Genomic DNA, 26,697 nt, shown 5'->3' with positions numbered 1-26,697 from the left:
CTCTCGCGCCCCACCCTTTCAGGGTCCAGACCTGTGTAGGCTTCGAGGCATGTCTGGACTGGATTCCACACCCGGCGGCTTGCCTGTCATCGACATGGCGTCCCTGTTCGACGCTTCTCGCACCACCGAGCGTGCCCAGGTCGCACGCGAGGTCGAGCTGGCCTGTCGTGACAGTGGTTTCTTCTACGTCACGGGCCACGGCGTGTCCGGTGAGCAGTTCGCGCGGTTGGAGCAGGAGAGCCGCCGCTTCTTCGCGCTGTCCCGGGCGGCGAAGGAGGCCATCGCCATGTCGCGAGGCGGCGTCGCCTGGCGGGGATGGTTTCCGCTGGGCGGCGAGCTGACCTCGGGGCGGCCGGACCGGAAGGAAGGGCTCTACCTGGGCACGGAGCTGGGGAGTGAGCACCCGCGCGTGAAGGCCGGCTGGCCCCTGCACGGCGCGAACCTGTGGCCCTCGGAGGTGCCGGAGCTGCGCTCCGCGGTGCTGGACTACATGGCGGCCTGCACCCGCGCGGGGCACGCGTTGATGGAGGGCATCGCGCTGAGCCTGGGTTTGGAAGCGGACTACTTCCAGCGGCACTACACGGCGGACCCGACGGTGCTCTTCCGCGTCTTCCATTACCCCGCGGAGCCGGAGACCTCGGAGGCGCGGTGGGGCGTGGGCGAGCACACCGATTACGGCCTGCTCACGCTGTTGGCGCAGGACGAACACGGCGGCTTGCAGGTGAAGACGCCTCGCGGCTGGGTGGAGGCGCCGCCCGTGCCCGGGACGCTGGTCTGCAACGTCGGTGACATGCTCGACCGGATGACGGGTGGCTGGTACCGGTCGACGCCACATCGGGTGAAGAACGTCAGTGGGAAGAGCCGGCTGTCCTTCCCGCTGTTCTTCGACCCGGACTTCGTGGCCGAGGTCCAGCCACTTCCCCGGGCCTCGGGCGTGGATGTGGATGCGGACCGCTCACGCCGCTGGGATGGCGCCAGCGTGCATGCCTACCGGGGCACCTACGGCGACTACCTGCTGGGCAAGGTGTCCAAGGTGTTTCCGGAGCTGGGCCGGCGCGTGCTGTAGGGTCACGCCAGGCTGGACATGTTGGCAGATTGCCAATAGCGTCTTGGTTGACCTGTCGTGCCTGGAGTCTCCGGAGGGTCGCCATGAAGCCGTCTGCCTTTGACCTGGGTGGCCGTCGCGCGTTGGTTACCGGCGCGTCGGGAGGGCTGGGGTTGCACTTCGCGGAGGTGCTGGCCCGGGCGGGCGCGGAGGTCGTGTTGGCGGCCCGCCGCATGGAGACGCTGGTCACCGAGGTCGAGCGCCTGCGGGGCCAGCGCCTGCGTGCCCACGCGGTGTCCCTGGACGTGACGCAGGCCGACTCCGTCAGCGCGGCCGTGGCCCGGGCCGAGGCCCTGACGGGTGGCGTGGTGGACGTCCTGGTGAACAACGCGGGTGTGTCCGGCCAGCACTTCTTCCTCCAGGTGGAGGAGGCGGAGTGGGACACGGTGGTCGACACCAACCTCAAGGGGGCCTACCTGGTGGCCCGCGCCGTGGCGCGTCGGCTGGTCGAGCGGGCGACACCGGGGAGCATCATCCACATCGCCTCCATCCTGGGCCTGCGCGTGAGCGGCGCTGTCGCTCCGTACTGCGCGTCGAAGGCGGGGTTGATTCAGCTCACCAAGGCGATGGCGCTCGAGCTGGCGCGGCACCGGATTCGCGTGAATGCCCTGGCGCCGGGCTACATCGAGACGGACTTCAACCGCGAGTTCTTCGAAAGCGAAGCCGCGAAGAAGCTGATTGCGCGCATCCCTTTCCGCCGGCTGGGCCACCTGCACGAGTTGGATGGGCCGCTGCTGCTCCTGGCCTCGGACGCCGGCGGTTACATGAGTGGCAGCGTGCTGGAGGTGGATGGCGGCCACCTCTGCTCCACGTTGTGAGTTCCGCGCCGTTCTCCAGGAGCCACCGATGGATTTCTCCCTGTCCCCCGAGGTCGAGGACTACCGCCTGCGCGTGCGGGCCTTCGTCGAACAGCACGTCCTGCCGCTGGAGAAGCAGCCCGAGGTGTTCGACGCGCACGAGAACATCCGCGAGGACATCGTCGCCCGTGTGCGCGCCCGTGCTCGCGCCGAAGGACTGTGGGCCTTCCAGATGCCGAAGGCGCGTGGCGGGCAGGGCCTGGGCGTGGTGGGCATGGCGGCCTGCTACGAGGAGGCGGCGCGCTCGCCCTTCGGGCCCGTGATGTTCAACGCCGCGCCGCCCGACGACGGCAACATGATTCTGTTGGAGAAGGTCCTCCGGACCGAGGACCTCAAGCAGCGCTGGTTGCAGCCCCTCATCGACGGGAAGGTGCGCTCGGCGTTCGCGATGACGGAGCCCCAGGGGTGTGGCTCCGACCCGTCCCTCACGTACACGAAGGCCACGCGGCGTGGCGACACGTGGGTCATCACCGGCCGCAAATGGTTCATCACCGGTGCACAGGGAGCCCAGCACTTCGTGCTGGTGGCGCGCACGTCCGACGATGAGCGAAAGGGGCTCACCGCCTTCTTGTTCGACGCGGACCAGCCGGGTTGGCGCATCGAGCGGCGCATTCCCATCATGGGACCCGAGGAGCACGGCGGGCACTGCGAAATCGTCTTCGACGGGCTGGAGATTCCGGACGCGAACCGCCTGTTGGAAGTGGGGGACGGGCTCAAGGTGACGCAGATTCGGCTGGGCACGGCGCGCCTCACGCATTGCATGCGCTGGCTGGGGTTGGCCAAACGGTGCCTGGAAGAAGCAGGGGATTACGTCTCGAAGCGCATGAGCTTCGGCGTGACGCTGGCCCAGCACGAAGGCGTGCAGTGGATGCTGGGTGACGCCGCCAAGGACATCCACATGGGTCGGCTGCTCACCATGAGCGCCGCCTGGAAGCTGGACCAGGGCGACTTCGCTCGCACGGACATCTCCATCGCGAAGATTCACGTCGCGGACACGCTGCACAAGGCGGCGGACACGGCCATCCAGCTCCTGGGCGCGCGGGGCTACTCCCGGGACACCCTGGTCGAGTGGATCTACCGCTACGCGCGGCAAGCCCGCCTGGTGGACGGCGCCAGCGAGGTGCACAAGCAAGTGCTGTCACGCGCCTACCTGGCGGAGGGGCCAGGGTTCTTCAAGTGGGGCGTGTGAGCCATGTGGGACGCACGGAGGCAGGCCCTGGAGGCGTTCCTGGCGGAGAAGGCGGGCGCTCGCTCGGCGCGAATCGATGACGCGCGCCTGCTTTCGGGTGGGGCCATCCAGGAGAACTGGCTGCTGTCGGTGTCGCTCACGGGCGGGGCCCATGAAGGCGTGTTGGCGTGCGTGTTGCGCGCGGACGCACCTTCGGGCGTCGCCGTGTCGCACAGCCGCGCGCAGGAGTTCGCCTTGCTGCGAGAGGCCTTCGCCGCCGGGGTGACGGTCCCCGAACCCCTGTGGCTGGGCGACGCGTCCGTGCTGGGTCGCGACTTCTTCGTGATGCGCAAGGCGCGGGGAACGGCCGCGGCGCACCGGTTGATGAAGGAGCCCCACCTGGGCGGAGACCGGGAGCGGTTGGTGGAGCGCATCGGCGAGGAGATGGCGCGGCTGCATGCCATCCGCCCACCGGTGGAGCGGCTGTCCTTCCTGCCCGCGCCCGTGCGCTCTCCCGCGCTCCAGGGCGTGAAGGAGTTCAGGCACTTCCTGGACGGACATCACACGGCGTTCCCGGCCCTGGAGTGGGGCCTCCGCTGGCTGGAACGGAACGCGCCCGAGACGGCGCAGCCGGTGCTGACACATCGCGACTTCCGCACGGGCAACTACATGGTGGACGAGGCGGGGCTCACGGCGGTGTTGGATTGGGAGTTCGCGGCCTGGTCGGACCCGCTGGAGGACCTGGGCTGGTTCTGCGCGCGGTGTTGGCGCTTCGGTCAGCTCGGCAAGGAGGCGGGGGGCATGGGCTCACGCGAGGCGCTGTTTCGCGGCTACGAGCGTGTGAGCGGACGCCGGCTCGAACGGGACGCGGTGCTCTATTGGGAGGTGTATGCCCACGTGCGGTGGGCCGTCATCGCGGTGCAGCAGGGCGAGCGCCATGTGTCCGGTCAGGAGCCGTCCCTGGAGCTGGCGCTGACGGCGCACATCGTGCCGGAGGTGGAGTTGGAGATTCTCCGGATGACGGGAGGACGGCATGCGTGAACGTCCGGATGGCGCGGAGTTGCTGGCGGTGGCGCGCGAGGTGCTGCTCAAGGAGCTGCTGCCCTCGCTCCCCGGTGACAAGGCCTACAGCGCGCGGATGATCGCCAATGCCATGGGCATCGCCGAGCGCCAGCTCCGATGCGGTGACGGTCCCCAAGACGTGGAGCGAAAGGCGCTGTCCGCGTTGCTCGGGCGGGACGGCGAATTGACCGCACTGCTCCGCGAGTTCGCGGCGCGCATTCGCCAGGGCCAGTTCGACGACAGCGCCAAGGCGCGTGAGCTGCTATGGGCATCGACGGTGCAGCGCGTCCGGGAGAGCGCGCCGAAGGCGCTGGTGGATGAGGACCGGGCATCGTCGGTTCGTTGACGGCGTTTTCTCCGCGTGCTTGAGGATGCCGCGCCACGTGGCGACAGTGGGCGCTTCCAGGCCGCCGACACCGAGGAGACGACACAGCATGATCACCGTGAGCGCGTTCAAGTGGGTGCCCCCGTTCGCACAGGGTTTGGTCCGGGACCTCCGGGTGCGGTGGGCGCTCGAGGAGGCCGGGCTGCCGTACCAGACGCGGCTCATCGACCCCGAGGTCCAGGTGTCGAAGGACTACCGCGCCCTCCAGCCCTTCGGACAGGTGCCGGTGCTGGAGGAGGACGGGCTCGTGCTCTTCGAGTCGGGCGCCATCGTGCTCCACATCGCGGCGCGGTGTGAGGCGCTGCTTCCAGCGGACGCGGCGGGCCGGGCTCGCGCGGTGTCGTGGCTCTTCGCGGCGCTGAACTCCATCGAAATCATGATTCAGCCACTCGCGGAGGTGGACCTGTTCTTCGCCAAGGAGGAGTGGGCGAAGCTGCGCAGGCCCGGCATCGTGGAGGCGCTCAACGGGCGGCTGGGCGAGCTCGCGGCCCAACTGGGCGACCGCGAGTACCTGGAGGACCGCTTCACCGCCGGCGACCTGATGATGGTGACGGTGCTCCGCATCCTCCGGCACACGGACCTGCTGGACGGATTTCCCTCCCTCAAGGCCTACAAGGAACGCTGTGAGGCGAGGCCCGCCTTCCAGCGCGCCCTGGCCGCCCAGATGGCGCCGTTCCAGCAGCCGCGCGCCTGATTTCCTGGCGCCCGCTGGGGCCTCTCTTCATGTGTAAGTGCCTGAAAAGAGGTCCCTTCAGGGGCCTCTCAAATCCAAGTTGAAAAGAATCCATCCGGACGGCATGTTCCGGTCATGACGAGCGCCCACCATCGCAAGAAGCAGCCCGACGTGATTCGGGCGCAGCTCCTGCGTGCCGCGCTCGAAATCGTCACGCAAGGGGGGACGCAGGGGGTGACGCTCGAAGCCGTCGCCGCCCGGGCCGGTGTGACGAAGGGCGGCCTCCAGCACCATTTCCGAAGCAAGCAGCTCCTGCTGGACGCGCTGTTCGAGGAGATGAACCAGCAGTTCGTCGACTCGTTCCATGCGCACATCGCGGAGGACCCGGACGCGCATGGGCGGGAAGCCCGCGCGTACCTCCGCGCCATGGTCTCCAGTCCCGCGAGCGCGGAGGAGAACAAGGGCCTGCGCGCGCTGATTGGGAGCATGATGGTCGAGCCCGACCTGCGCGAGCGGTGGAACTGTAGTTGGCAGGAAGACCTCAAGTTGGGTCCCGGTGGTGTAAGCCCTCAAGACATCAATTCCATCATCTGCCGGTTGGCCTCGGATGGCCTGTGGTTCTCGGATCTCATCGAGGACCAGGGAATCAGCCCTGAAGTCAGGGCCGCGGTCATCCGCAGGCTCGAGGAACTCACCCGGGAGTAGCGCTTCATCACTGGCAGCGTGACTCCAATCGGTTGACGCCACGGCCAAGGGTTTGTCCGGCCGGGCGCTTGCGTGGACTGGGCTTGTCACGCGGTTGTGTCTCGATACGTCCCATGTGTCATGTCATCTGCGCGGAGCAGGTGTCGCTTCATTGTGCGGTTGGGTGTGAAAAGTATGTCTATTCGACGGTCGACGGGTTTGTTGTTCGCTTGGACGCTGCTCCCACTGCTCGCGTGTGACGGCAAGCAGGAGGCGGCCGCCTACGCACCCCCGGTGCAGGAGGTGGCCACGCTGAAGGTGCAAGGGGAGTCCGTCGTCCTGCATGACGAGTTCCCGGGGCGCGTGGCGGCCTTCCGGGTCGCGGAAGTCCGTCCGCAGGTGGGCGGGCTGGTGCGCAGCCGCCGCTTCGTCGAGGGCGACACGGTGCAGAAGGGGCAGCCGCTCTACAGCCTGGAGGCCGCGGTGTTCCGGGCGACGGTGGACGGCGCGGCGGCGGCCCACTCCGGGAGTGAGGCCAGCAAGCTCCAGGCGGAGCTCCATGCGAAACGCATCCAGGTCCTCTTCGACCAGGGGGCGAGCACCCAGCAGGCGCTCGATGACGCCCGCGCGACGCTCGCCATCGCGACCGCCGAGGTGGCGCGGGCCCGCGCGGCGTTGGAGCGGGCCCGTGTCGACCTGGACTACGCGACGATTACCGCGCCCATCGCGGGGCACATCGGCATCTCCCAGGTCAACGAGGGCGCCCTGGTGGGCCCCGCGGATGTGACGCCCCTGAGCGTCATCCAGCAGATTGACCGCGTCTTCGTGGACATCAAGTCACCCGCGGACCGCGCGGTGTCCCTGCAGTCCGCCCAGGGCGGCTCTGGCAGCGAGGGTGCGGAGGTCATCCTGATTTCCGCCTCCGGCGCGCCGTATCCGGAGCGAGGCCGGGTGCAGTTCTCCGACATCACCGTCGACCCCGGCTCCGGCGAGCGCACGGTGCGTGTGCTGGTCCCCAACGAGAAGCAGCAGCTCCTGCCGGGCATGTTCGTCCGGGCACGCGTGGTGCTGGGGGAGGTCCAGAACGCGCTCCTGGTGCCTCAGCAGTCCGTGCTCCACGACGCCGAGGGCAAGGCCCAGCTCTTCGTCGTCCGCGAGGACAACACCGCCGAGCAGCGCGCTGTCCGCGTCGGGCGCGTCATCCACGGGCGCTACGTCGTCGAAGAGGGTCTCTCCGCGGGAGAGCGTGTCGTGGTCGAGGGGCAGGACCGCCTGGCTCCCGGCCTTCAAGTCACCCCCGTTGAGTGGCAGCACGCCTCGACCGCACGCTGAACTGGAGTGAGCCGTGCCTCGTTTTTTCATTGAACGCCCAGTGTTCGCCTGGGTGATTGCCATCTTCATCATGCTCGCCGGGGCCATCTCCATTCCCCGGCTCCCCATCGAGCGGTACCCCTCCATCGCGCCGCCGAGCGTGACGATTACCGCCACCTATCCCGGCGCCACGCCGGCCGCCATGAACGACAGCGTCGTCTCGCTCATCGAGCGCGGCCTGGCGGGTGTGAAGAACATCCTGTACTTCGAGTCGTCCAGTGACACGTCGGGCGTCGCGCAAATCGTGGTGACGTTCGCGCCGGGGACGGACGCCGACCTGGCGCAGGTCGACATCCAGAACCGCCTCAAGACGGTGGAGTCACGGCTCCCGCAGATGGTGCGGCAGTTGGGGCTCCAGGTGGAGACGACCGCCACCAACTTCCTGCTCTTCTCCACGCTGGCGTCGAAGGATGGCCGCTATGACGAGGACGCGCTCGGCGACTTCCTGAGCCGGAACGTCATCGAGGACCTGCGGCGCGTGCCCGGTGTCGGCCGCGTCCAGCTCTTCACGCCGGCCCGCGCGCTGCGCGTCTGGTTGGACCCGGAGCGGCTCACCGCGCACGGGATTTCCGTCGAGGAGGTCGCCGCGTCCATTCGCGCGCAGAACGCGGAGGCCTCGCCTGGGCGGCTGGGGGACATGCCCGCCGTTCCCGGCCAGCGCGTCACCACGCCGCTGCTCCTCCAGGGGCAGTTGGAGGACGTCGCGGACTTCGAGCGCGTCATCCTCCGGGCGAACCCGGATGGTTCGAGCGTGCTGCTCAAGGACGTCGCCAAGGTAGAGCTGGGGCCGCAGAGCTACGCCACGGGCACCCGGCAGAACGGCAAGAGCGCCGCCACGTTCGGCGTCCAGTTGGCGCCGGGGGCCAACGCGCTGGACACGTCGGAGCGCATCCGTGAGCGCATGACGGACCTCTCCCGGGCCTTCCCCTCGGGCGTGGAGTACACGATTCCCTACGACGCGGCGCCGTTCGTGCGCATCTCCATCTCGCAGGTGGTCCAGACCTTCTTCGAGGCGATGCTGCTCGTCTTCGCGGTGATGTACCTGTTCCTGCAGAGCGTGCGGTACACGCTGATTCCGGCCATCGTCGCGCCCATCGCGCTCTTGGGGACCTTCGCGGTGATGCTGGCGTCGGGGTTCTCCATCAACGTGCTGACGATGTTCGGCATGGTGCTGGCCATTGGCATCATCGTCGACGACGCCATCGTCGTGGTGGAGAACGTCGAGCGCATCATGGCGGAGGAGGGGCTGTCCCCCGTCGAGGCCACCAAGAAGGCGATGCGGGAAATCACGGGCGCCGTCATCGGCATCACCCTGGTGCTCACGTCCGTGTTCATCCCCATGGCGTTCGCAACGGGCTCGGTGGGCACCATCTACCGGCAGTTCAGCCTGGCGATGGCGGTGTCGATTCTCTTCTCGGCCTTCCTCGCGCTCACGCTCACGCCGGCGCTCTGCGCCACGCTGCTGCGTCCGGTGGCGCCGGGCCATGCGGGCGCGCGCCGGGGCTTCTTCGGGGGCTTCAACCGGCTGCTGGAGCGGGTCACGGGGCGGTACGCGCGTTGGACGCGGGCCATCGTCGGGCGGCTGGGCCGGGCCTTCGTGGCCTATGTCGCCGTGGTGGCGATGGTCGCCCTGGCCTTCGTGCGTCTGCCAGGGGCCTTCTTCCCCGAAGAGGACCAGGGGTTCTTCAACGCCGCGGTGCAGCTCCCCGCGGACGCGACGGCCGAGCGGACGAACACGGTGCTCAAGGAGCTGGAGGACTACCTGGGCCAGCGCGAGGGCATCAAGGACGTGCTGACCATCCAGGGCTTCGGGTTCTTCGGCTCGGGCGCGAACGCGGGCCTGATGTTCGTGATGCTGGAGGACTGGAAGGCACGCCAGGGCGCGACGGCGGCGGGCGAGGTGGCCGCCGCCAGCGAGCGCTTCGGCGTGCAGCGAGAGGGCATGGTGTTCAACGTCCTGCCGCCGTCGGTGGACGGGCTCGGCAACAGCTCGGGCTTCGCGATGCGGTTGGAGGACCGCTCCGGACACGGGCCGGAGGCGCTGAACAAGGCGATGAATCAGGTCCTCGCCCGCGCGGCGGAGAGCCCCGTCATCGGCTTCCCGTACCAGGAGGGGCTGCCGGACGGCTCGACGGTGCGAATCCAGGTCGACCGTGAACGCGCGGCCGTGCTGGGGGTGCCCTTCTCGGAAATCAACGCCGTCATCTCCACCGCGCTGGGGTCGACGTACGTCAACGACTTCCCCAACAAGGGCTACATGCAGCAAATCATCCTCCAGGCGCGCGCGGAGTCCCGCATGCAGGTGGAGGACGTGCTCAAGCTGCCCGTCCGCAACGTGCGCGGGCAGATGGTGCCCTTGTCGTCGGTGGCCAAGCCCGTCTGGGAGCGGGGGCCCATGCAACTCGTCCGCTACAACGGCTATCCCGCCGTGCGCATCGCTGGGAACGCGGCGCCGGGCTTCAGCAGCGGTGACGCCATGGCGGAGATGGAGCGCATCGCCGCGGAGCTGCCGCCGGGCTTCGCGGTGGAGTGGACGGGCCTCTCCTACCAGGAGCGGCTGTCCGGCTCCGAGGCGCCCATCCTCCTCGCGCTGTCGATGCTCGTCGTCTTCCTGGTGCTGGCGGCGCTGTATGAGAGCTGGTCGATTCCGCTGTCGGTCATGCTCGTGGTGCCGCTGGGCCTCATCGGCGCGCTGGGCTCCGTGCTGGCCGTGGGGCTGATGAACGACATCTTCTTCAAGGTGGGCCTCATCACCATCATCGGCCTGTCCGCGAAGAACGCGATTCTCATCGTCGAGTTCGCCAAGCAGTTGGAGGAGCAGGGCCGCTCGCCCATCGAGGCCGCGGTCGAGGCCGCGCGGCTGCGTTTCCGTCCCATCCTGATGACGTCGCTCGCGTTCGCCCTGGGCGTGGTGCCGCTGGTGCTGGCCAGCGGCGCGAGCGCCGAGACGCAGCGCGCGATTGGCACCGGCGTGTTCGGCGGCATGGTGTCGGGCACCGTCCTGGCCATCCTGCTGGTGCCCGCCTTCTACGTGGCGGTGCGCAGCGTGCTCAGGCGGCGCAAGGCGGAGCAGCCGGCGCCGCTCGTGAATCACACGCCGGCGGAGAATCACTAGCGGGTGGGGCCGGGCGCTGGCGGGGAGTGATTCCCGCCAGCGCCGCGTCACCTGCTCAAGAGCGGCGCTGCTCCGAGTCCTGGGGCAGCAGCCGGCCGCCCAGCATGGTGATGCGCTTGTCCGCGAGCCGCTGGCGGGCCCCCGGCTCGATGTCCTGCGGCGTCCACTTCAGCTCCTGGTCGAACTCCACGTTCACCGTGGTGACGCCGTCCACCTTGAGCAGCCGCTCCTCGATTTCCCGCATGAAGTAGGCGGCCATCATGCACATGGGTGAGGTGATGTGCATGCGCACCGTCACCTGTCCGTCCGTCCGCTTCACGGACTCGATGAGCCCCATCTCCCCGATGCCCAGCGGCACGCCGGTGGCGCAGCTACACGGGTCTGGGATGTCCTGGATGCGTTCGCGCAGTGCCTGCTCAGGCATAGAGGCCCTCGTGGTAGCCGTACGGCTGGATGTTCCCGCGCGCCTTCAACTGGGAGAACTCGTCGTTGGCGATGCTCTTCTTCACCGACTCGACATCCACGCCCGCGTAGCGCGCGTAGTTGCCGCCCAGAATCATCCGCTTCACGTCTGGCGTCACCTGCATGCCCGCCACCTGCACCAGGTCGTCGGGGAGCTGGAAGTCGTGCCAGAACTTGTGCAGCGCCGGGTGCGGGTGGGTGAAGACCGTGCCGGAGCCCCACATGATTTTCTCCGGGCCGGCCCACTTCAGCAGCGCCGCCAGGGACTCGGCGAACCAGCGCTCGCGCTTCACGATGAGCGCGCCCGTCACTTCCAGGTTCACATACACGTTGGGGAACAGGGAGAGCTGCATGCCCGTCTCGTCCAGGAAGGCCATGCCGCCGTGGACGATTTCGAAGTTCAGCTCCGGGAACGCGTCCGCCGCGCCGCCGATGTCGTCCACCTTGTAGGGCTCCAGCGGCACCGCGCCCATGGGCAGGCCCTTGTGCACGGCGACGTTCTTGATGCCCAGCTTCTGCGCCCGCTCGAACAGCGGGAAGGCGATGCTCGGGTCATCCATGCGCCAGCCCGTGTGGCGGAACTTGTCGCCCAGCCACGCGGCCGGATAGAGCTTCAGGCCGCTCGGCTTGAGCGCCTCGAACTGGCGCTCCAGGTCGTCCAGCGCCGCCGTGCCGCGCAGCGGATCCACGCCCGCGTACACGAGGAAGCGGTTGGGGTAGCGGTGCCGGATCTCCAGCGTCTTCTCGAAGGAGCAGAGGCCGTCGTGGTACAGCGTCTCGAGCGGCAGCACGTGGTGCACCGCCAGGTCCACGCCGCTCTCCACGAAGAGCAGGTGCGCCAGCTCCCGCACGGACCAGTTCTTCAAGAAGCCTTCCGTGGTGGGCACCCGGTGCGTGTCACCGGAGAGCCCGCTGTGCAGCCCCCAGATGAGCCCCGCGAGCGACTCGGCGTATTTGCCCGCGCGGTAGTTTGTCGGGTGGAGGTTGTATGCGTGTGTCACCGCATCGATGACGAAATTGCCGTCAATCACCTGAGGACTCCTTTCACTGTTGGGCCGAGACTTCCGGCGTCATTCGTTGCCACGAGTCAAACCCAGGAGCTGTCCCAGGCTTTGATGAATGGTCTCCACGTCGAAGGGCTTCTCGATTTGGAGGTTGGGCACCCGTTCGAGGAACTGGCGGGCCCGCGTCGTATAGGAACCACCGGTGATGAAGATGAAGCGCTGGGCGACGCCGTCCCCCCTCTCGCGGACGCGCTCGTAGACGTCCATGCCGGAGATGCCCGGCATCATCAGGTCGCAGAAGACGGCGTCGAAGGGCGCGCCGGAGGTCAGCACCGCCAACGCGTCCTCGCCGTTGTTCACCACCGTCACCCGGTGCTTCATGCCGATGATGCGCGCCAGGGAGCGGCCCACCGCGGGCTCATCGTCAATCACCAGCACCTGGCCGCGCCGCTCGACGCGCGGGGCGGGCGCCGAGGGGGCCGCCTCCGGGACGACGGCGTCCGGCGCGGTGGGGAGGGTGACGGTGAACGTGGTGCCGTTGCCGGGCTCGCTGCGGACGGTGATGTCACCGCCCAGCTTGCGGATGAGGCTGTGGCAGATGGACAGCCCCAACCCGGTGCCCTTGCCCACGGGCTTGGTGGTGAAGAACGGGTCGAAGACGCGGGAGAGCACCGCGGGCGTCATGCCGCAGCCGGAGTCACTCACGTCCACCATCACGCTGCCCGGCGCGCCCGCGCGGACCCACACGGTGATGTGGTGCTCCTCGGCGTTGCCTTCCGGAATGGCGTGGGCCGCGTTCACCAGCAGGTTGAGGAACACCTGACCCAGCCGTGAGCCGTCCGCGTGGACGCGGGGGACGGGCTCGTACTTCTTGATGAGACGCGCCCGGTGGCGCAGTTGGCTGGTGGCCATGTTGATGGAGAAGTCGAGCGGCTGCCGCACGTCCACCGCCTCGCGCCGCTCCTCGTCCTGGCGGGAGATGAACTTCAGGTCGCGCACGATGTTGCGCACGCGCATGGCGCCCTCTTGGGCTTCCTTGAGCAGCGACTCCGTGTCATGCAGCGTCGCGGGCCAGGGCACCGTGCGCGGGCCGTGCTCTCCCGCCCGCGTCAGCTCCGTGCCCAGCCGGCTCACCGAGTCCATGGCGGAGGCGAGGTTCGCCATCACGTACGTCAGCGGGTTGTTGATTTCGTGCCCCACGCCCGCCGCCAGCGTGCCCGCCAGCACCATGCGGTCGTTCTGGAGGAGCTGGGACTGCGCCTGCTTGCGCTCGGTGATGTCGCGCGACATCACGACGACGGACTCGTGCCCGTCGAACTCGATGGGGATGCCCACGCTCTCCGCGTCGTACCAGGAGCCGTCGCGCCGCAGGTAGCGGACCTCGCGCAGCGGGGCTTGCTCACCCTTCACGGCCGCGGCGTGCACGCGGTCCTTGACGAGCTCCAGGTCGTCCGGATGAACGATGCTCCAGATGGGCTTGGCCATCAGCTCGGCCGCGTCGTCGTAGCCCAGGGCCCGCAGCAGCGTGGGGTTGGCGTAGATGAAGCGGCGCTGCGTGTGGACGAAGATGCCTTCGGGGGCCCGGTCGATGAGCTTGCGGAAGCTCTCCTCGGAGCGGCGCAGCGCCTCTTGGGTGCGCTTGCGCTCGGTGACGTCCTCGAAGGCGAAGAGCCGGTAGTGCGTGGCGTCCCCGTCGACCCGTGAGGACGTGGACAGCCGGCGCACGGTGCGGCCATCCGCCATCAGCGCCTCGTCCTCGACGAGCCCGGGGCATTCTTCCGCGACGCACGTGTCCGGCAGCCGCAGGAACTCCGCTGCATCGCCCGCGGCCCGGCAGTGATGCAGCACCTCGTCGTGCATGATTTCGCCGCGTTCGATTCGGGCCTCCAAGGCGGTGATGCCCCAGAGCTGGCAGAAGCGGTGGTTGGCGTACTGGATGCGGCCGGTGCGGATCTCCACCAGGTAGAGCCCGAAGGGCAGATTGTCACCCATGGGCCAGGGCGCGGGGCCGTGGCGCCTGGCCAGGCGCTCCGGCGGCGCCTCGTGCGCTTGGACCGTGCAGTACAGCGGCTCTTGTTCAGATGGGGCGGAGATGCGCCAGGACAGAGGCTTCCAGGACCCAGCCGCCTGACGCCAACGACACGTCAATGTGGTGGGGCTGCTCGACCCCAGATTGGCAAACAGCGATGCAACGTCGTCTGCGTGGACAAACTCCTGTAATGGGATGTGCCGCAACGCGCGCAGGGGCAATCCCACCAGGTGGCCAAAGGCAGGATTGGCTTCGAGCAACACGCCATCACGGCCCAGGACGACCAGGGGCTCCGTGGACAGCTCGAAGAAGCGATGGGCCCACTGCTCGGTCGACATGCTTCCCTTGGGTTGCCAGGGCGCTGCCTGATACCGACGTGGGGGGAACGCCGGTTCAAGGCATGCGAGGTGTTCGTAGACGCCTTTCCGCTTTCCAGGACATAGACACTATTTGTGGAAAAATTGCATGTCCGGATTTCATGCGTGGCGTCGCTCGCACCCTCGGTCAGGGCTCTGACGACGTGCGCAACAGATAGAACAGGTAACTGGAACTGTCGGTGTCCAGGCGATGGCGGCGGGCATGGTGGGGTAGGCATCACCCCAGCGCGCCCGCGCTTCGGCTCAGGTTTCCTGCAGCAGGGGGACGCGCTTCCAGTGGGCCTCGATGCGTTGCCGGCTCTCGTCGGACAGCGGGAGCTGGGCGTGGAGCGAGGACCACGTGTCGAGTGAGGCCTGCACCGCGGACTTCACCACGGGCAGCACGTCGCCGGGGGACAGGTCCAGCTTCCGCGCCAGCCGTTCGAAGCCGCTCAGCGAGATGTCCTCGAAGCGCTTGGAGCGGGCGAAGTTGAGCGCGAGCGTGTCCGCCGGCATGTACTGGAGCGTGGACACCAAATCGTAGGCGGGGGACAGCGTGGCGCGCAGGCCGTCCGGGTACAGCAGCGACCAGTTCTTGTGGTGCGCGTCGCCGTTGCCGATGACGGCGATGAACACCAGCCGGCGCAGGAACTCGTGCAGCGCGTCCAGCCCGGCCACCTTGAAGATGACGTTGGCGACCGTCTCGTAGTTGTACTTCTTGTATTTCTCGTCGGCGTACAGCCCCAGCACCTGCGTCAGGTCCTCCATGTGGACGCGCTTGCCGGGCTCCGGGCGGTCGAAGCGGCGCACGGCGTAGGCCACGTCCTCGCGCAGGGTGATGCCCTCTGGCAGGCCCTGGATGTTGGCCACGTCGAGCAGCGTCACCTCCGGCACGGTGATGCCGGCGGCGCGGGCCCACGTCATCATGGAGAATTCGTTCTCCGGGACGCGGTCGTAGCGGTTGTCCGGCAGCTTCACGATCCAGTTGCCGCCGCGCCCGCCCGCGGGGAGCGTCATCGCCTTGTCCCGGCGCAGCATGGAGAACTTGAGCTGCACGCCGGCCAGCGAGAAGCGCAGCGGCTCCTGATCTTGCGGCGTGTGAGGTGTCTGGGTTTCCTCCAGCGGCGCCAGGCCACTGAGCGACAGCACGCTGGCGGGCCGGACGACGACGGCGCCGGGGAGGTCCTCGCCCAGCCGCGCGATGAGGAAGAACTCGCGCTGGCGGGCCACCTGCTCGCGCTCGGCGATGAGCTCGCGCAGCGCGCCTTCCGGGAGGAGGTTGGAGAAGAACGTGGGCAGCCGCAGGCGGCTGATGTGCTTGCGGGACAGGTCATCCTCGAAGACCTGCCCCAGCACCGGGCGCGGGTAGCGCTGGCGGTACTCCTCGGTGGTGGCGAACTCGATGCGCTCGTCCTCGAGCATCGTCAGCGTGCCGACGTGGACGTCGCCCAGGTGGACGTCGAGGATTCCGGCCGTGGTGCGGGTGGGCTCCAAGTCAGTCCTCCTCCTCGACGACCAGCGATTGGAGGGACGGGCGGTCCGACTCCTCGTAGCGGGTGCGGACCCGCAGGAACTCGATGATGTGTCTATCGATGAGCTCCATGCGCTGCATCAGGAACTCGAGCGTGCCGCCCTCGCGCAACATCCCCAGCATGGCGGGGGTGATGGCGTGACTGTGGAGGACCTCGGGCGAGGGTCCCGGGCTGGCGCGCAGCGCGTCCAACATGGGCTGCCCGGGCAGGGGCGGGTGCAGCAGGTAGTTGGCGGGCGTGAAGAGGAAGGAGCGGTACAGCGCGGGGTCCAGCTTCAGCTCGGCGTCGGGCTCCGTCACCTTGAGCTCCCGGAGCACGGGGCTGAGGCTCACGGGCTCGGTGTCACTGAAGAGCTGGGCGGCCTCCAGCGGCGTTCCGGTGTGCAGGTTCCGGGGCTGGAGCGCGTACAAGGCATTGAGCGCCATGCCGCGCGAGCGCAGCGCCAGGCCGAAGGTCGCGGGCTGGGCGTGCTGCGCCAGCCATTCGTCGGACAGGGGGCGCACCTGCGCGAGCAGGGATTGGACGGAGTGCTCTTCCTCCGGGCCAATGGCGGCGAGCAGCTCCTGCGGCGACAGGGCCCGGCTGTCGAGGAAGCTGTCCACCAGGCTGCCGCGCCAGAAGCCGCGCGCGAGCAAGTCCCGGCTGCGGGGCGAGGGCTCGGGGTGCAGGTGGAAGAAGCGCGCGAGCAGCACGAAGTAGAGCGGGTTCGTCAGCAGCCGCCCGTGGGGGATGCCGGCGTCGCGCTTGAGGAAGACGATGACGCTGCGGAGCGCCGCCTCGGTCTGGAGGAGCGTCTCCGTGAGGTCGTCCTCCTCGCGAAGCTGCTTCTGGAAGTCCTGGGTGAAGTCCAGGCCGCGCACCGCGAGCACCGCGCGCAGCAGCAGGGACTCGTCGATGCGGCCGAAGCCCAGGTCCATCAGGCTGACGGCCAGCGCCTTCAGGTTGGGCAGCCGCGAGCCCGCCGCGCCGCCGTAGAGCGCGTTGAAGACCTCGTCGTCGGTGAGGGGCTTTCCGGCGGTGTTGAGCCGCTTGAAGATGATGCGCAGCGTCTTCTCCTCCGCGGCTTCGACGACGTACGCGGGCATCTGGTACTCGCGCGCCGCCTTGCCCAGGCGGATGGCCGCGCGGACGTGCTCCGGGTTCTTCTCGCGGCCGGGGTAGCGGTCCAGCCAGGCCAGGAGCTGCTCGCTGTCCAGCACCCGGTTGAGCGGGAGCCAGTGCGGCGGAGGCAGTTCGCTGGGGCTGGGCTGGACGATGTCCTGGGCCTCCAGGTCGAAGTAGAGGGTGAAGCCATCCCGGGGGGATGACTCGTGACCCGGGTGCAGGAGGACGGCGGCCAGCGCGGTGATGCGCTGCTGCCCGTCCACCACCCAGAGTGCCTGGCTGTGAGACGGCGCGTCGATGCGCACCGGGCCAAAGCTGACGCTGGCGGCGGGGGCCTCGCGCTTCCAGAAGAGCAGCGTGCCGATGGGATAGCCGCGGTACACGCTGTCGAGCAAGTCCCTCACGTCCCCCGCCTCCCACCGCAGCGGGCGCTGGAAGTGGGGCAGGCGCACCTCACCGCGCCGGACGCGGTCCAGCAGGTCCTCGATGCTGAATGCCGTCGCCTGGGGCCGCCGCGTCAGGGTGGATTGCATGGGCTTGTCTCCGCAGGGCCTGTAACACGCTCCGCCGGGGATGCCCGCCTTGCGTTGCAGGTGCCGGTTGGACAGTGAGGGTGGAATCGTCTGTCTTCACGGAGCGTAAGTGTCCGATTGTGAGCCAGGTCAGGGAGCGTGCTTGACGGCCGCCCGCTCCCCCTTCAACATGCCGTCCACGTTTCCTCCTCGGAGTGAGACGCGGCGGCGGTGATTGCCTCCCCCAAAAGCGACACCGCCGTGGAAGTCCCAGTTGAGCCCCGCGCGCCGCGTTCCCCCTCTCGGCGCGCGGTGGCCCCTGGGATTCCGGATTCACTTCTTGCTCCTGGACGCTGATGACGTGCTGGGGCGCAGGCATGTGTTCCTGTGTGCCTCTCCCGTGGCTTGCGCCGCCCGTCCATCCGAGGACGTCGCGACGGTCGGCCGTGCCTCTGTGGAGGTATGGCCACCGCGCTGGATGCGCAGCCCTACTTCAGCCTCGTCCCGTTTCGGGACGCGCTGGAGTGGGGGAAGCCATGGCCTTGGTGAAGTGCAAGTCGTGTGGGAGTGATGTTGCTGGCAACGCCGCTGCTTGCCCGAAGTGCGGTGCGCCGCCACCTCGCGGTCCGTCGGCGCTCCAGGTGACGTTCCTCGCCCTGGGCGGTCTCGTCTCCCTTTGCTTCTTCGGTACGTGCATGGCCGGGGCGATTGGCGCGGGGAGCAAGGGGGCGGCCCGGCGTGGCGCGACCGCCGAATCCACCCGCGCGGCGACGAACCGTCCCGCGCCGAAGGATGTCGAGCTGCGGTCCCTGCTCGCTGAATACGCTGACAACGAAGTCCGCGCGGACTCGAACTTCAAGAATCACGTCATCCAGACGTCCGGCATCGTCGACGATGTGAAGAAGGACATCCTGGACGCTGTCTACATCACGGTCGGGACCGGCCGACGGTTCGAGATTCCCCAGGTCCAGTGCTTCGTCGCTGATGACCAGGTGAACAAGGCCGCGAACCTGTCCAAAGGCTCGCGCGTCAGCGTCCGCGGCCGGGTGCAAGGGTTGATGATGAATGTCCTCGTGCACGACTGCGAAATCATAGACCTTTGAGCTGTTTGGCGTAACGCATGGGGCCAATGCCAGGGAGGCCGCCCATGGGCTCGCGGCGGTTTCCCTGGTGTGCGGCGTGCCATCGGAAGCAGGGGACGCCGGAGTCGATTGGCGTGTCATGGATGGGAGGCTTTACGCTAGGGCAGTGGCGGCACGCTGATGTTCCCTCGCGAGAAGGGGGCGCCGCGGCCGGGGGCGATCTCCTCGATGGGGCTGGGAGTAGACAATGCGCGCTGGCGTCCTGGTCGTCACATTGATGCTGATGGCCACGGGCTGTGCCTCCACTTCGCCCGCGTCCCGTCAGCAGAGAGGGCAGGGCCAGGGGCTGCCTGTCACGTCCACCCGCCCATGGAATGAGGCCCCGAGTGGCGGCTCTTCACGTGTCGTTGCCGCTGAGCCGCTGGCCCTCTCGGATTCCGATGACGGGGCGAGGCGGAGTCGCCGGCGAGCGCCTCGCGGGGACGGGACGGACGCGGGGGCAAGCTCCGTGGGCGGCATCATGCAGCGTGGCTCCGCGCATGTGGATGCGTGGGATGCCCTGCTCTCGCGTGCGGGTATTGATGCTCAAGACGCGCGCCCGATTGCGGGAGGTTCGTTGCCCCCAATCCAGGCAGCGCGATTGTTGAAAGTGCTGTTGAGCAAGCCGGTCACGCTGGCGCAGTTTCCCGCTCGCCTCGCGGTGGGGCATCTGCTGCGCAGGGCGCTGGAAGAGGGCGAGCTATCGCGCGCCGAGCTGCTGCGTCAGGTCGAGCGCTTCTCCGGTGTCGCGGTGCTTCGGCCTGACGGCTGCCTCGCGTGGGTGCGCAGCGGGAAGACCCAGCAGCGCGTGGCTCCTGTCGAATGGCGAGACGGTGGCTTCCGTGCTCACGGCTTCGAGTTGGGCCGGTTCTACGACGGCCGCACGGGCGTCTACCGGTTGCTGGATGACGCGTTACGAGAAGTGGACGGGCGACCGTTGGCGGATGTCCACGACGACGCGGATTACGTGGGGCGCACGCTGGATGGGGCTGAAGCGGCGTTCGTGAAGCTGGCGCTCTCCGTGGGCCACTTCCTCACCTACCCGCTGGACAGCCTCGCGGCCCTCAAGAATCTGCCCGCGGGTGTGGCGGCGCTCATCGCGTCGTCACCGGAATACTTCGAGCGCTTCCGTTACATGACGCGGGGCGAACAGATTCAGGTCGTCTCCGAACTGGCCACGAACCTCGTGCTCACGACAGGCACCGCTACCGCCACCACGCGCACGGTGACAGGGGCGCTGGCGGGCGCGGACGCCACGGTGCCGGTACTGGCTCTGTCGGCGCAGGGGGCGCTGACCTTCGAGCGCGTGGCTGCACCAGTGGGGCGCGCCGCGGCGGTACTTGGGGGAGGTCCAGGCGCCGTCATCATCCTTCAGCGTGCCAGCACCACGGCGCAGGGCGCGGGGCCCTCCAGGGGGCCGGGACGCTGGGGGCCTGCGAAGGAGTCCATGAAGCCTCCTGCTCGTCGCTACCAGGAGCAGATTTCGGGGCATTCCGCTGATGACGCCTATTGGGTCGGAGGCATGAGTTCGCAGGCGGGGGGCGTGAAGTTCGATGGTTTCAAGGACGGAGTGTTGTTGGAGGCCAAGGGGCCGGGCTACGCGAAGTTCTTCGACGAGTTGGAGCCGAAGGAATGGTTCCTTCATTCTGGAGCCAAGGACCTCGTCAAGCAGGCGGACCGGCAGATCAGGGCGGTCCGGGGCCAAGGGCTCCGGATAGAGTGGCACGTCGCAGAAGCGAAAGCGGCCGCTGCCATCCGAGCGCTGTTGCACGAAGCAGGTGTCGAGGGGGTGAAAGTCCTCCACACTCCAGCCCTCTGAGAGGATGTCCACCATGCCTGGCGAATCGGAGACCGACACAGATAGCTACTATGTGGGGGCGTATTGGGGACCTCGGAAGGAGTCGCCGCGCGAATGCGCCGAGCGCACGGCAACGCTGCTCAACGTGTTGGCTCCGAGCGACCCATTCTTTGCCCAATGGTACAAGCCCACTCGGTCTGTGAAGGAGGCGCACAAGCATCCGCTGATGCCCCCGGATGTGCCCACGCTCGAGGCGCTGTTCCAAAGCGGCGTCAACCGCGAGAAGGGAGGTCCCATTCTCGAAGATCTCGGCTTCACCTTCTGGTTCGGCAACGGCGGAACTGGTGGCGCCAGTGCGGCCCTCAGGATCAAGTGCGGAGACTCTTGTGGGGCGACGCCCAATTCCTGCGTCTTGAAGTTTCCCCGCACGGGACCCAACGCGGAGCGCCTGCTGGACGCGTCGGTGATGGCTCGCATCCTCCGCATGATGGAGACTGCCTGGGCGCCTGATTGGGGGGTGGCTACGTCAGCGAACTTCCGTGAGGCACTCTCGGAGGAGGGCTCGACGGGGACCTTCGTCGGTTGGGTCACGTACCTGTCGCGGCATCGTGGGGCTGTGCCTCCGCTCCCGGCTCCAATTCGCATCGAGCCTGTCGACAAGGCAGGTTCGCTCGTCATCCTCACCCCAGAAAAGCCATTGGCGAGCAGACCCGAGCATGTCGCGCTTGGCAGACGCGCAGGTGAACTGCTGACCCGGGCGGGCCTCTTGAGTCCCGTCGTGACGCTTTGAGCCACAGGACACTGAGATGCCGTACGCCCCTCGAGGGAGTAGGCGCACGTCTGTCCTGGGGTTTCCTGTCGTTCTGGCGAAGGTGATGCGCAGTGTCGCTTGCGAGGCCGGTGGCATCGGCGGAGAGTCGGCTCCTCCCTGGAGGACCCTTGCCCGTCGCCACCTTCATCCTGCCCGCATCGCTCGCGTTCCAGTTGCTGTCCGGGGCCGCACCCGCCGCGAAAACGGCGCCGAAGCCCGCCCCGGCGAAGCCCGCCGCCACCGCGAAGGCCGCGGCGCCCGCTTACTCGCAGGCCACCGCGGAGAAGCTCATCGGGCCCGCGCTCACGGACGGCCGCGCCTATGCGCGGCTCGCGGAGCTGACGGATGGCATCGGGCCGCGCTTGTCGGGTTCGGAAGGCGCCGAGGCCGCCGTGCAGTGGGCCCTGCGGACCTTCAAGGCGGACGGCGTGAAGGCCTGGCTGGAGCCCGTGAAGGTGCCGCACTGGGTGCGCGGCGAGATTTCCGGCGAGGTGCTCGCCTCCGAGCGCACCCGCGGACACCCGCTGGCGCTGCTGGCCCTGGGCGGCAGCCCGCCGACGGCCCCCGAGGGCATCACCGCCGAGGTGGTCGAGGTGACGTCCCTGGAGCAGTTGGAGTCGCTGGGCGCGGCGGTGAAGGGGAAGCTCGTCTTCTTCAATCACACCATGGCGGTGCCGTCCGACTACGGTCGCTTCGCGGGCCTGCGCTCGCGGGGACCGGCGGTGGCCGCGAAGCACGGCGCGGCGGGGGCGCTGGTCCGCTCGCTGGCGACCGCGTCGCTGCGCACGCCGCACACAGGCGCGACGAATTTCTCCAGTGACGGCCCGCGCATCCCGGCCGCGTCCGTGTCCACCGAGGACGCGGACCTGCTCCACCGTCTGCTGACGGGCGGCCCGGTGCGCGTGAAGCTGTCGCTGGGCAGCTCCGAACTTCCGGACGCGGATTCGTCCAACGTCATCGCGGAGATTCGCGGGCGGGAGAAGCCGCAGGAAATCGTGCTCATCGGCGCGCACCTGGATTCGTGGGACGTGGGCACGGGCGCGCATGACGACGGCGCGGGCGTGGTGATGGTCATGGAGGCCGCGCGCCTCATCGCGAAGCTGCCGCAGGCGCCCCGGCGCACGGTGCGCGTGGTGCTCTTCATGAACGAGGAGAACGGCCTGCGCGGTGGGCGCGCCTACGCGGAGGCGCACGCGGCGGAGCTGCCCCGGCACGTCGGCGCGCTGGAGATGGACGCGGGCGGTGGACGGCCCGTGAGCATCAGCGTGCGCGCGGGGGAGGATGGACAGGAGCTGCTGCGCCCGTGGATGCCGCCGCTGACCGCGCTGGGCGTGACGCAGTTCGCTTCGCGAGAGGCGGGCGGGGCGGACATCAGCCCGCTGCTGCCCGCGCGAGTGCCCTTCTTCGGCGTGGAGGTGGACAGCAGCCGCTACTTCGACGTCCACCACACGGAGGCGGACACGCTGGACAAGGTGGACCCCCAGGACCTGGCGCGCAGCACCGCCGCCGTGGCGTGGATGACGTACGCACTGGCGGAGATGCCCGGGACGCTCGCTCGCCCCGAGGCGCCCGCGCCGCGCGCGCCCGCCGCCGCGCCCGCGCCGCAGTCGAAGACTCTGGGAAACTGAGAGCGCTCTTCCGTGCGTCCCTCGTGTCTCCGAGGGGCGCCGTGACGCTTGGGTACGGCGGGCATTGCTGTTCAGATGCCCGGCCATGTCGACCGACTCGAAGGCCACCGCGACCCAGGCCCTGCTCTCCCTGTGTCAGGACCGCATGCGCTGGCGGACGGAGCTGACTCCGGAGCGGGTGAAGGACCTGCTGTCCCAGGGCGCGGACGTTCACGGCCGAGGCGACTACGGCTCCACGCCGCTGCACTTCGCCGTGCTCGCGCCCTATCAGCGAGAGCACCCGCTCCCCAGCGTCGACGTGGTGCGAACCCTGCTCGAGGCGGGGGCCGACCCGAACGCACGCGATGACCACGCCCAGACGCCACTGCTGCGAGCCCTTCCCTATGACAAGGACTCCGCCGAGCAGGAAGAACGCGCGCTCGAAATCATGAAGGTGCTCCGCTCGGCGGGAGCGACGGCTTCATCCGACATCCAGGACGCCGGCGGCGCCGCGTTCCGCATGGGCGGTCTTCGCGTCTATCAGGAGCTGCTCGATGCGGGCGCTCCCATCAATGCCCGCGACGGAGTCGATGCCACCCCGCTTCACCAGGCCGCCTCCTACGGACATGTGTCCATCGCGGAGGTGCTGCTCAGCCGGGGCGCCGAGGTGAACGCCCTCGACGGGCTCGGCCGCACGCCGCTGGGCGCTGTCCTGCGCGCGCGAGCGAACCGCTGGCTCAAGGACCCGAAGCGCATCGCGGAATTCCAAGCCCTCGGCGCCCTGCTGGAACGCGCGGGAGGCCAGCCCCGCGTCCCCTTCGCCCGGAGCGAGGACCCGTTCGCGCCCTTTCCCATCGACATGGCCGCACTGAGCGCCGCGGCACCGGACGGCAAGCTCTCCTTCACGCATGACGTCGGGTCCGCCCAGGAGTTCGCCACCGGGCTCCACGGCTACGGTGAGCCCGAGAAGCCGCTGGACTACCTCGCCGCGCTGCGGAGCGTGCTCGATGCGCCACCCCGGCACGTCCGACTCCAGGGACCGTTGACCTTGAATCGTCCGTTCTTCCACCACGGCGACCTGGAGGTGGACGGTCACCTCGACATCCAGCGGCCCTTCGCCGTGACGGGCAACCTCATCGTTCACGGTGTGCTGCGGGACTGTGGCAACGACTCGCTCATCAACGTGTTGGGCGACGTGCGCTGCCACGCGCTGTACACCGACGGGGAACTCAACGTCCGGGGCGACATCCACGCAAGAGACGTGGTGCTCGGCTATTACAACGACCACGTGCTGTCGGCAGGAGCCATCCACGCGCGCGTCGTCATCGAGGATGACCACAGCGTCGACGCCTCGGTCCACGCTCAGCATCACTTCGACATGGATACGTATCAGCAGGGCTACGGTGACGGCGTGAGCGAGCGTCTGCGCGAGCTGTTCGTCGACGAAGTCTTCCAGGAAGACGAGGACGGGCAGCTCGACAGGGGGGAGGTCTTCTACCGGATCCGCGAAGGACTGCCCCTCTTCCGCGCGTAACGTCACGGCCTCTTGCATGCGTTCAGGGCATGCGGCGCTGGCGTCGTACGGGTGACGCTGGACGCCGCGGGGAGTGGCCGCCGCGGCGCCTCGTGGCGTATGTCTGGCTTCGGTTGTGCTGACCACGGCAGGTGGGAGGGCTCTCCATGAGGAAGCAAGGCAAGCGTGTTCCGGGGCTGAAGTGGGTCATCGCCGCGTTCGTCCTGGCGGGGTGTCGTGGCGCTGGAGAAGAAGTGCCCTCATCACCGGAGGCCCGGCTGTCGCTGAAGGAAGGGCAGGTGCTCGGCCCGGCCTGTGCCGGTGAGCAGAATGCCTGCCCGGAAGGGCTCCAGTGTGCCTCGTTCAATCTGGGTTCGGGCCCGGAGCTCCGCTGTGTCCAGTCGCCGCAGATTTGCGACCTGTTCCAGTGCAGCAGCGGTCAGTGTCTGGTGATGGAGAGCTACCCGCTCCAGATTCGTTGCAGCGGCTCCTGAAGCCTACGGCTCCGCGGCGCGGGCTGGCCGGTGCTTGCCGCGCAGGTGCTGTTCGGGCAGCAGCAGCGTCACCAGCAGCGCCGCCACGGCGATGAACACGGCGACGTGGTACACGGCCGCGACGCCGCGCGTGAAGGCTGTCTTCAACGCCCGGTCCGCGGCATCCACCGCCGCCAACGCCTGACGCTCCGCCGCGTCCAGCTTCGCCTGGGCCTCCGGCGTCGTCGCCACGCGTCGCCGCTCCGCCTCGAACTCCGCGCGCAGCCGAGCCTTCACCTCGGCCGGTTGGAACACCTGTCCGGTGGGGCCGCCTTCGCCGCTGACGCCCGGGGTCGCCTGCCGCAGCTCGGCCCGCACGGAGGCGGGGAGGGCGTCAGTGGCCTGGGCCATCCCCGTGCGCAGCTCCGAGGTCAGCGTGGACGCGAACACCGTGCCCAACAGCGCCACGCCGATGGTCATCCCCAACTGCCGGAAGAAGGTGGCCGCCGCGGTGGCCACGCCAATCTGGCTGGGCGGCACCGCATTCTGGATGACCATCGTATAGATGGGAATCGACGGCCCCAGGCCCAGGCCCACCAGCACCATCTTCACCGTCACCTCGGCCTGGGTGGAGTCGGGTGTCAGCGTGAAGCCCATGATGGCGAAGCCGGCAATCAGCAACACCATGGAGCCCAGCATCAGCGCCTTGTAGCGGCCCATCCGGGACACGAGCTGTCCGCTCAGCACGTTCCCCGTCACCACGCCCAGCGTCAGCGGGACGATGGTCAGCCCCGAGCGCGTCGCCGACAAACCCACCACGTTCACCATGAACAGCGGCAGGAAGACGACGCCCGACAGGAACGCCGCGCCCACGATGAACACCGCCGCGTTGCCCGCGCTGAAGGCCCGCAGCCGGAACAGCTTCAAGTCCAACAGGGGTTCGGGCGCGCGCGACTCCACCCGCAGGAAGGCCACCAGCCCCACGGCCGCCAACGCGAACAGGCCGAGGATGCGCCATGAGCCCCAGGCCCATGCGCCACCGTCGCCCTGACCCAGGCTGAGCGCCAGCAGCAGCGGCACCACCGCCAGCGACAGGGTGAATGCGCCCAGCAGGTCCAGCCCGCCGCGCGCCTCGCGGTGGGGCTTCAGCTTCGGCATGCGCGACAGCACCAGCGTCAGCGCCACCGCCCCCACGGGCAGGTTGATGAAGAACACCCAGTGCCAGCCCAGGTGGTCGGTGATGAAGCCGCCCACCAGCGGACCCACGACGCTGGACAGGCCGAACATGGCGCCGAAGAGGCCCTGGTACTTGCCGCGCTCTCGGGGCTCGAAGAGGTCCGCCACCACCGCCAGCGCGGCGGTGAACAGGGCCGCGCTGCCCAGCCCCTGCACCGCGCGGAAGAGGATGAGCGCCACCGTGGAGCGCGCCGCGCCGCACAGGAAGCTGCCCGCGAGGAACACGAGGATGCCCGCCGCCAACACCGTGCGCCGGCCGAGCAGGTCCGACAGCTTCCCCCACACGGGCACCATCAAGGTCGACGCGACGAAGTAGGACGTCGTGAGCCACGGGTAGAGCGAGGCGGGGATGCGCAGGTCCGCCTGGATGGCCGGCCCCGCGGTGGCGACAATCGTCTGGTCCAGCGCGGCGAGCAGCAGCCCCAGCACCGCGCCCGTCATCGTGAAGACCTTCTGCGAGCGTGTGAACACCGGCGGCGCGGTGGGCGAAGCATCGGCGGAGGCGTGGGCGGCGGACGGGGCCATGTGTCGCGGTGGCCGCCCGGGACAGGGGCGCCAGGGGGAAGGTGGGGACGTTCCTAGCAGACGGCCACCCGCCGTGGCGCGTGGACCTTCTGGGATTCCCGTGGCGCCGCAAGATTGCGTTCATCCCCGGCGCGGGGAGCGGTGGGGTTGGAAGAAAGCCTTCATTCGGCAAGGGCTTCACGTCGGGTGGTGGA

At 68.7% G+C, this 26,697-nt stretch carries 21 protein-coding genes; 15 read left to right on the top strand and 6 right to left on the bottom strand.

Annotated elements, in window-relative coordinates:
• Nucleotides 1-49: 49 nt before the first annotated feature.
• The 9 genes from A176_RS33655 (at nucleotide 50) to A176_RS33615 (ending at nucleotide 10,420) form a co-directional block, all read left to right on the top strand.
• A complete protein-coding gene (locus A176_RS33655) occupies nucleotides 50-1,066 on the top strand; it encodes an isopenicillin N synthase family dioxygenase (protein ID WP_002637749.1) in 1,017 nt (338 codons plus the stop codon).
• Between the two features lie 83 nt (nucleotides 1,067-1,149).
• Nucleotides 1,150-1,923: an SDR family NAD(P)-dependent oxidoreductase gene (locus A176_RS33650; RefSeq protein WP_021781309.1), complete on the top strand. Its 774-nt coding sequence runs from the start codon at nucleotides 1,150-1,152 to the stop codon at nucleotides 1,921-1,923.
• Nucleotides 1,924-1,951: 28 nt separating this feature from the next.
• Complete coding sequence (locus A176_RS33645; protein WP_002637747.1) at nucleotides 1,952-3,151, top strand: acyl-CoA dehydrogenase family protein; 1,200 nt, start codon at nucleotides 1,952-1,954, stop codon at nucleotides 3,149-3,151.
• 3 nt (nucleotides 3,152-3,154) lie between these two features.
• Nucleotides 3,155-4,171, top strand: a complete 1,017-nt coding sequence (locus tag A176_RS33640; protein WP_002637746.1) for a phosphotransferase family protein — start codon at nucleotides 3,155-3,157, stop codon at nucleotides 4,169-4,171.
• Complete coding sequence (locus tag A176_RS33635; RefSeq protein WP_002637745.1) at nucleotides 4,164-4,538, top strand: DUF6285 domain-containing protein; 375 nt, start codon at nucleotides 4,164-4,166, stop codon at nucleotides 4,536-4,538. The genes A176_RS33640 and A176_RS33635 overlap by 8 nt, the downstream gene beginning before the upstream one ends.
• An 88-nt stretch (nucleotides 4,539-4,626) precedes the next feature.
• On the top strand, nucleotides 4,627-5,271 hold the full coding sequence (locus A176_RS33630; protein ID WP_002637744.1) for a glutathione S-transferase family protein: 645 nt from the start codon (nucleotides 4,627-4,629) through the stop codon (nucleotides 5,269-5,271).
• A 114-nt stretch (nucleotides 5,272-5,385) separates the two neighbouring features.
• Entirely contained in the window at nucleotides 5,386-5,955 is a 570-nt protein-coding gene (locus tag A176_RS33625; RefSeq protein ID WP_002637743.1) for a TetR/AcrR family transcriptional regulator, read from the top strand.
• Between the two features lie 174 nt (nucleotides 5,956-6,129).
• The gene (locus tag A176_RS33620) at nucleotides 6,130-7,266 is read left to right on the top strand and encodes an efflux RND transporter periplasmic adaptor subunit (protein WP_226994065.1); all 1,137 of its coding nucleotides are present in this window, start codon (nucleotides 6,130-6,132) and stop codon (nucleotides 7,264-7,266) included.
• Nucleotides 7,267-7,279: 13 nt separating this feature from the next.
• The gene (locus tag A176_RS33615; RefSeq protein ID WP_002637741.1) at nucleotides 7,280-10,420 is read left to right on the top strand and encodes a multidrug efflux RND transporter permease subunit; all 3,141 of its coding nucleotides are present in this window, start codon (nucleotides 7,280-7,282) and stop codon (nucleotides 10,418-10,420) included.
• Nucleotides 10,421-10,475: 55 nt separating this feature from the next.
• Here the strand turns inward: A176_RS33615 and A176_RS33610 are convergent, their stop codons facing one another.
• The 5 genes from A176_RS33610 to A176_RS33590 all read right to left on the bottom strand — a co-directional run bounded on the left by A176_RS33610 (nucleotide 10,476) and on the right by A176_RS33590 (nucleotide 17,440).
• Complete coding sequence (locus A176_RS33610; protein WP_002637740.1) at nucleotides 10,476-10,844, bottom strand: metal-sulfur cluster assembly factor; 369 nt, start codon at nucleotides 10,842-10,844, stop codon at nucleotides 10,476-10,478.
• Nucleotides 10,837-11,913 (bottom strand): amidohydrolase family protein, encoded by a 1,077-nt coding sequence (locus A176_RS33605; protein WP_002637739.1) that lies wholly within the window; start codon nucleotides 11,911-11,913, stop codon nucleotides 10,837-10,839. Before A176_RS33605 ends, A176_RS33610 begins: the two co-directional genes overlap by 8 nt.
• Before the next feature lie 39 nt (nucleotides 11,914-11,952).
• The gene (locus A176_RS33600; protein ID WP_002637738.1) at nucleotides 11,953-14,253 is read right to left on the bottom strand and encodes a hybrid sensor histidine kinase/response regulator; all 2,301 of its coding nucleotides are present in this window, start codon (nucleotides 14,251-14,253) and stop codon (nucleotides 11,953-11,955) included.
• A 282-nt stretch (nucleotides 14,254-14,535) separates the two neighbouring features.
• A complete protein-coding gene (locus tag A176_RS33595; protein ID WP_002637737.1) occupies nucleotides 14,536-15,765 on the bottom strand; it encodes a type II toxin-antitoxin system HipA family toxin in 1,230 nt (409 codons plus the stop codon).
• 1 nt (nucleotide 15,766) lies between these two features.
• On the bottom strand, nucleotides 15,767-17,440 hold the full coding sequence (locus tag A176_RS33590) for a DUF262 domain-containing protein (protein ID WP_002637736.1): 1,674 nt from the start codon (nucleotides 17,438-17,440) through the stop codon (nucleotides 15,767-15,769).
• A 515-nt stretch (nucleotides 17,441-17,955) separates the two neighbouring features.
• Here A176_RS33590 and A176_RS33585 point away from each other — a divergent pair.
• The 6 genes from A176_RS33585 (at nucleotide 17,956) to A176_RS33560 (ending at nucleotide 24,763) form a co-directional block, all read left to right on the top strand.
• Nucleotides 17,956-18,522, top strand: a complete 567-nt coding sequence (locus A176_RS33585; RefSeq protein ID WP_002637735.1) for an OB-fold protein — start codon at nucleotides 17,956-17,958, stop codon at nucleotides 18,520-18,522.
• 634 nt (nucleotides 18,523-19,156) lie between these two features.
• Nucleotides 19,157-20,359 (top strand): Tox-REase-5 domain-containing protein, encoded by a 1,203-nt coding sequence (locus A176_RS33580; protein ID WP_237076902.1) that lies wholly within the window; start codon nucleotides 19,157-19,159, stop codon nucleotides 20,357-20,359.
• Nucleotides 20,360-20,372: 13 nt separating this feature from the next.
• Nucleotides 20,373-21,128, top strand: a complete 756-nt coding sequence (locus tag A176_RS33575; RefSeq protein ID WP_044890260.1) for an Imm52 family immunity protein — start codon at nucleotides 20,373-20,375, stop codon at nucleotides 21,126-21,128.
• A gap of 149 nt (nucleotides 21,129-21,277) precedes the next feature.
• A complete protein-coding gene (locus A176_RS33570) occupies nucleotides 21,278-22,777 on the top strand; it encodes a M20/M25/M40 family metallo-hydrolase (RefSeq protein ID WP_002637732.1) in 1,500 nt (499 codons plus the stop codon).
• A gap of 85 nt (nucleotides 22,778-22,862) precedes the next feature.
• A complete protein-coding gene (locus tag A176_RS33565; protein ID WP_002637731.1) occupies nucleotides 22,863-24,290 on the top strand; it encodes an ankyrin repeat domain-containing protein in 1,428 nt (475 codons plus the stop codon).
• Nucleotides 24,291-24,436: 146 nt separating this feature from the next.
• Nucleotides 24,437-24,763 (top strand): hypothetical protein, encoded by a 327-nt coding sequence (locus A176_RS33560; protein WP_002637730.1) that lies wholly within the window; start codon nucleotides 24,437-24,439, stop codon nucleotides 24,761-24,763.
• 3 nt (nucleotides 24,764-24,766) lie between these two features.
• Here the strand turns inward: A176_RS33560 and A176_RS33555 are convergent, their stop codons facing one another.
• On the bottom strand, nucleotides 24,767-26,503 hold the full coding sequence (locus tag A176_RS33555; protein ID WP_002637729.1) for an MDR family MFS transporter: 1,737 nt from the start codon (nucleotides 26,501-26,503) through the stop codon (nucleotides 24,767-24,769).
• Nucleotides 26,504-26,697 lie beyond the last annotated feature (194 nt).

This window comes from Myxococcus hansupus (genome assembly GCF_000280925.3).
GTDB lineage: Bacteria > Myxococcota > Myxococcia > Myxococcales > Myxococcaceae > Myxococcus > Myxococcus hansupus.
Note: the sequence above shows the minus strand (reverse complement) of the source record. Positions and strands in the feature narration are given on the sequence as shown.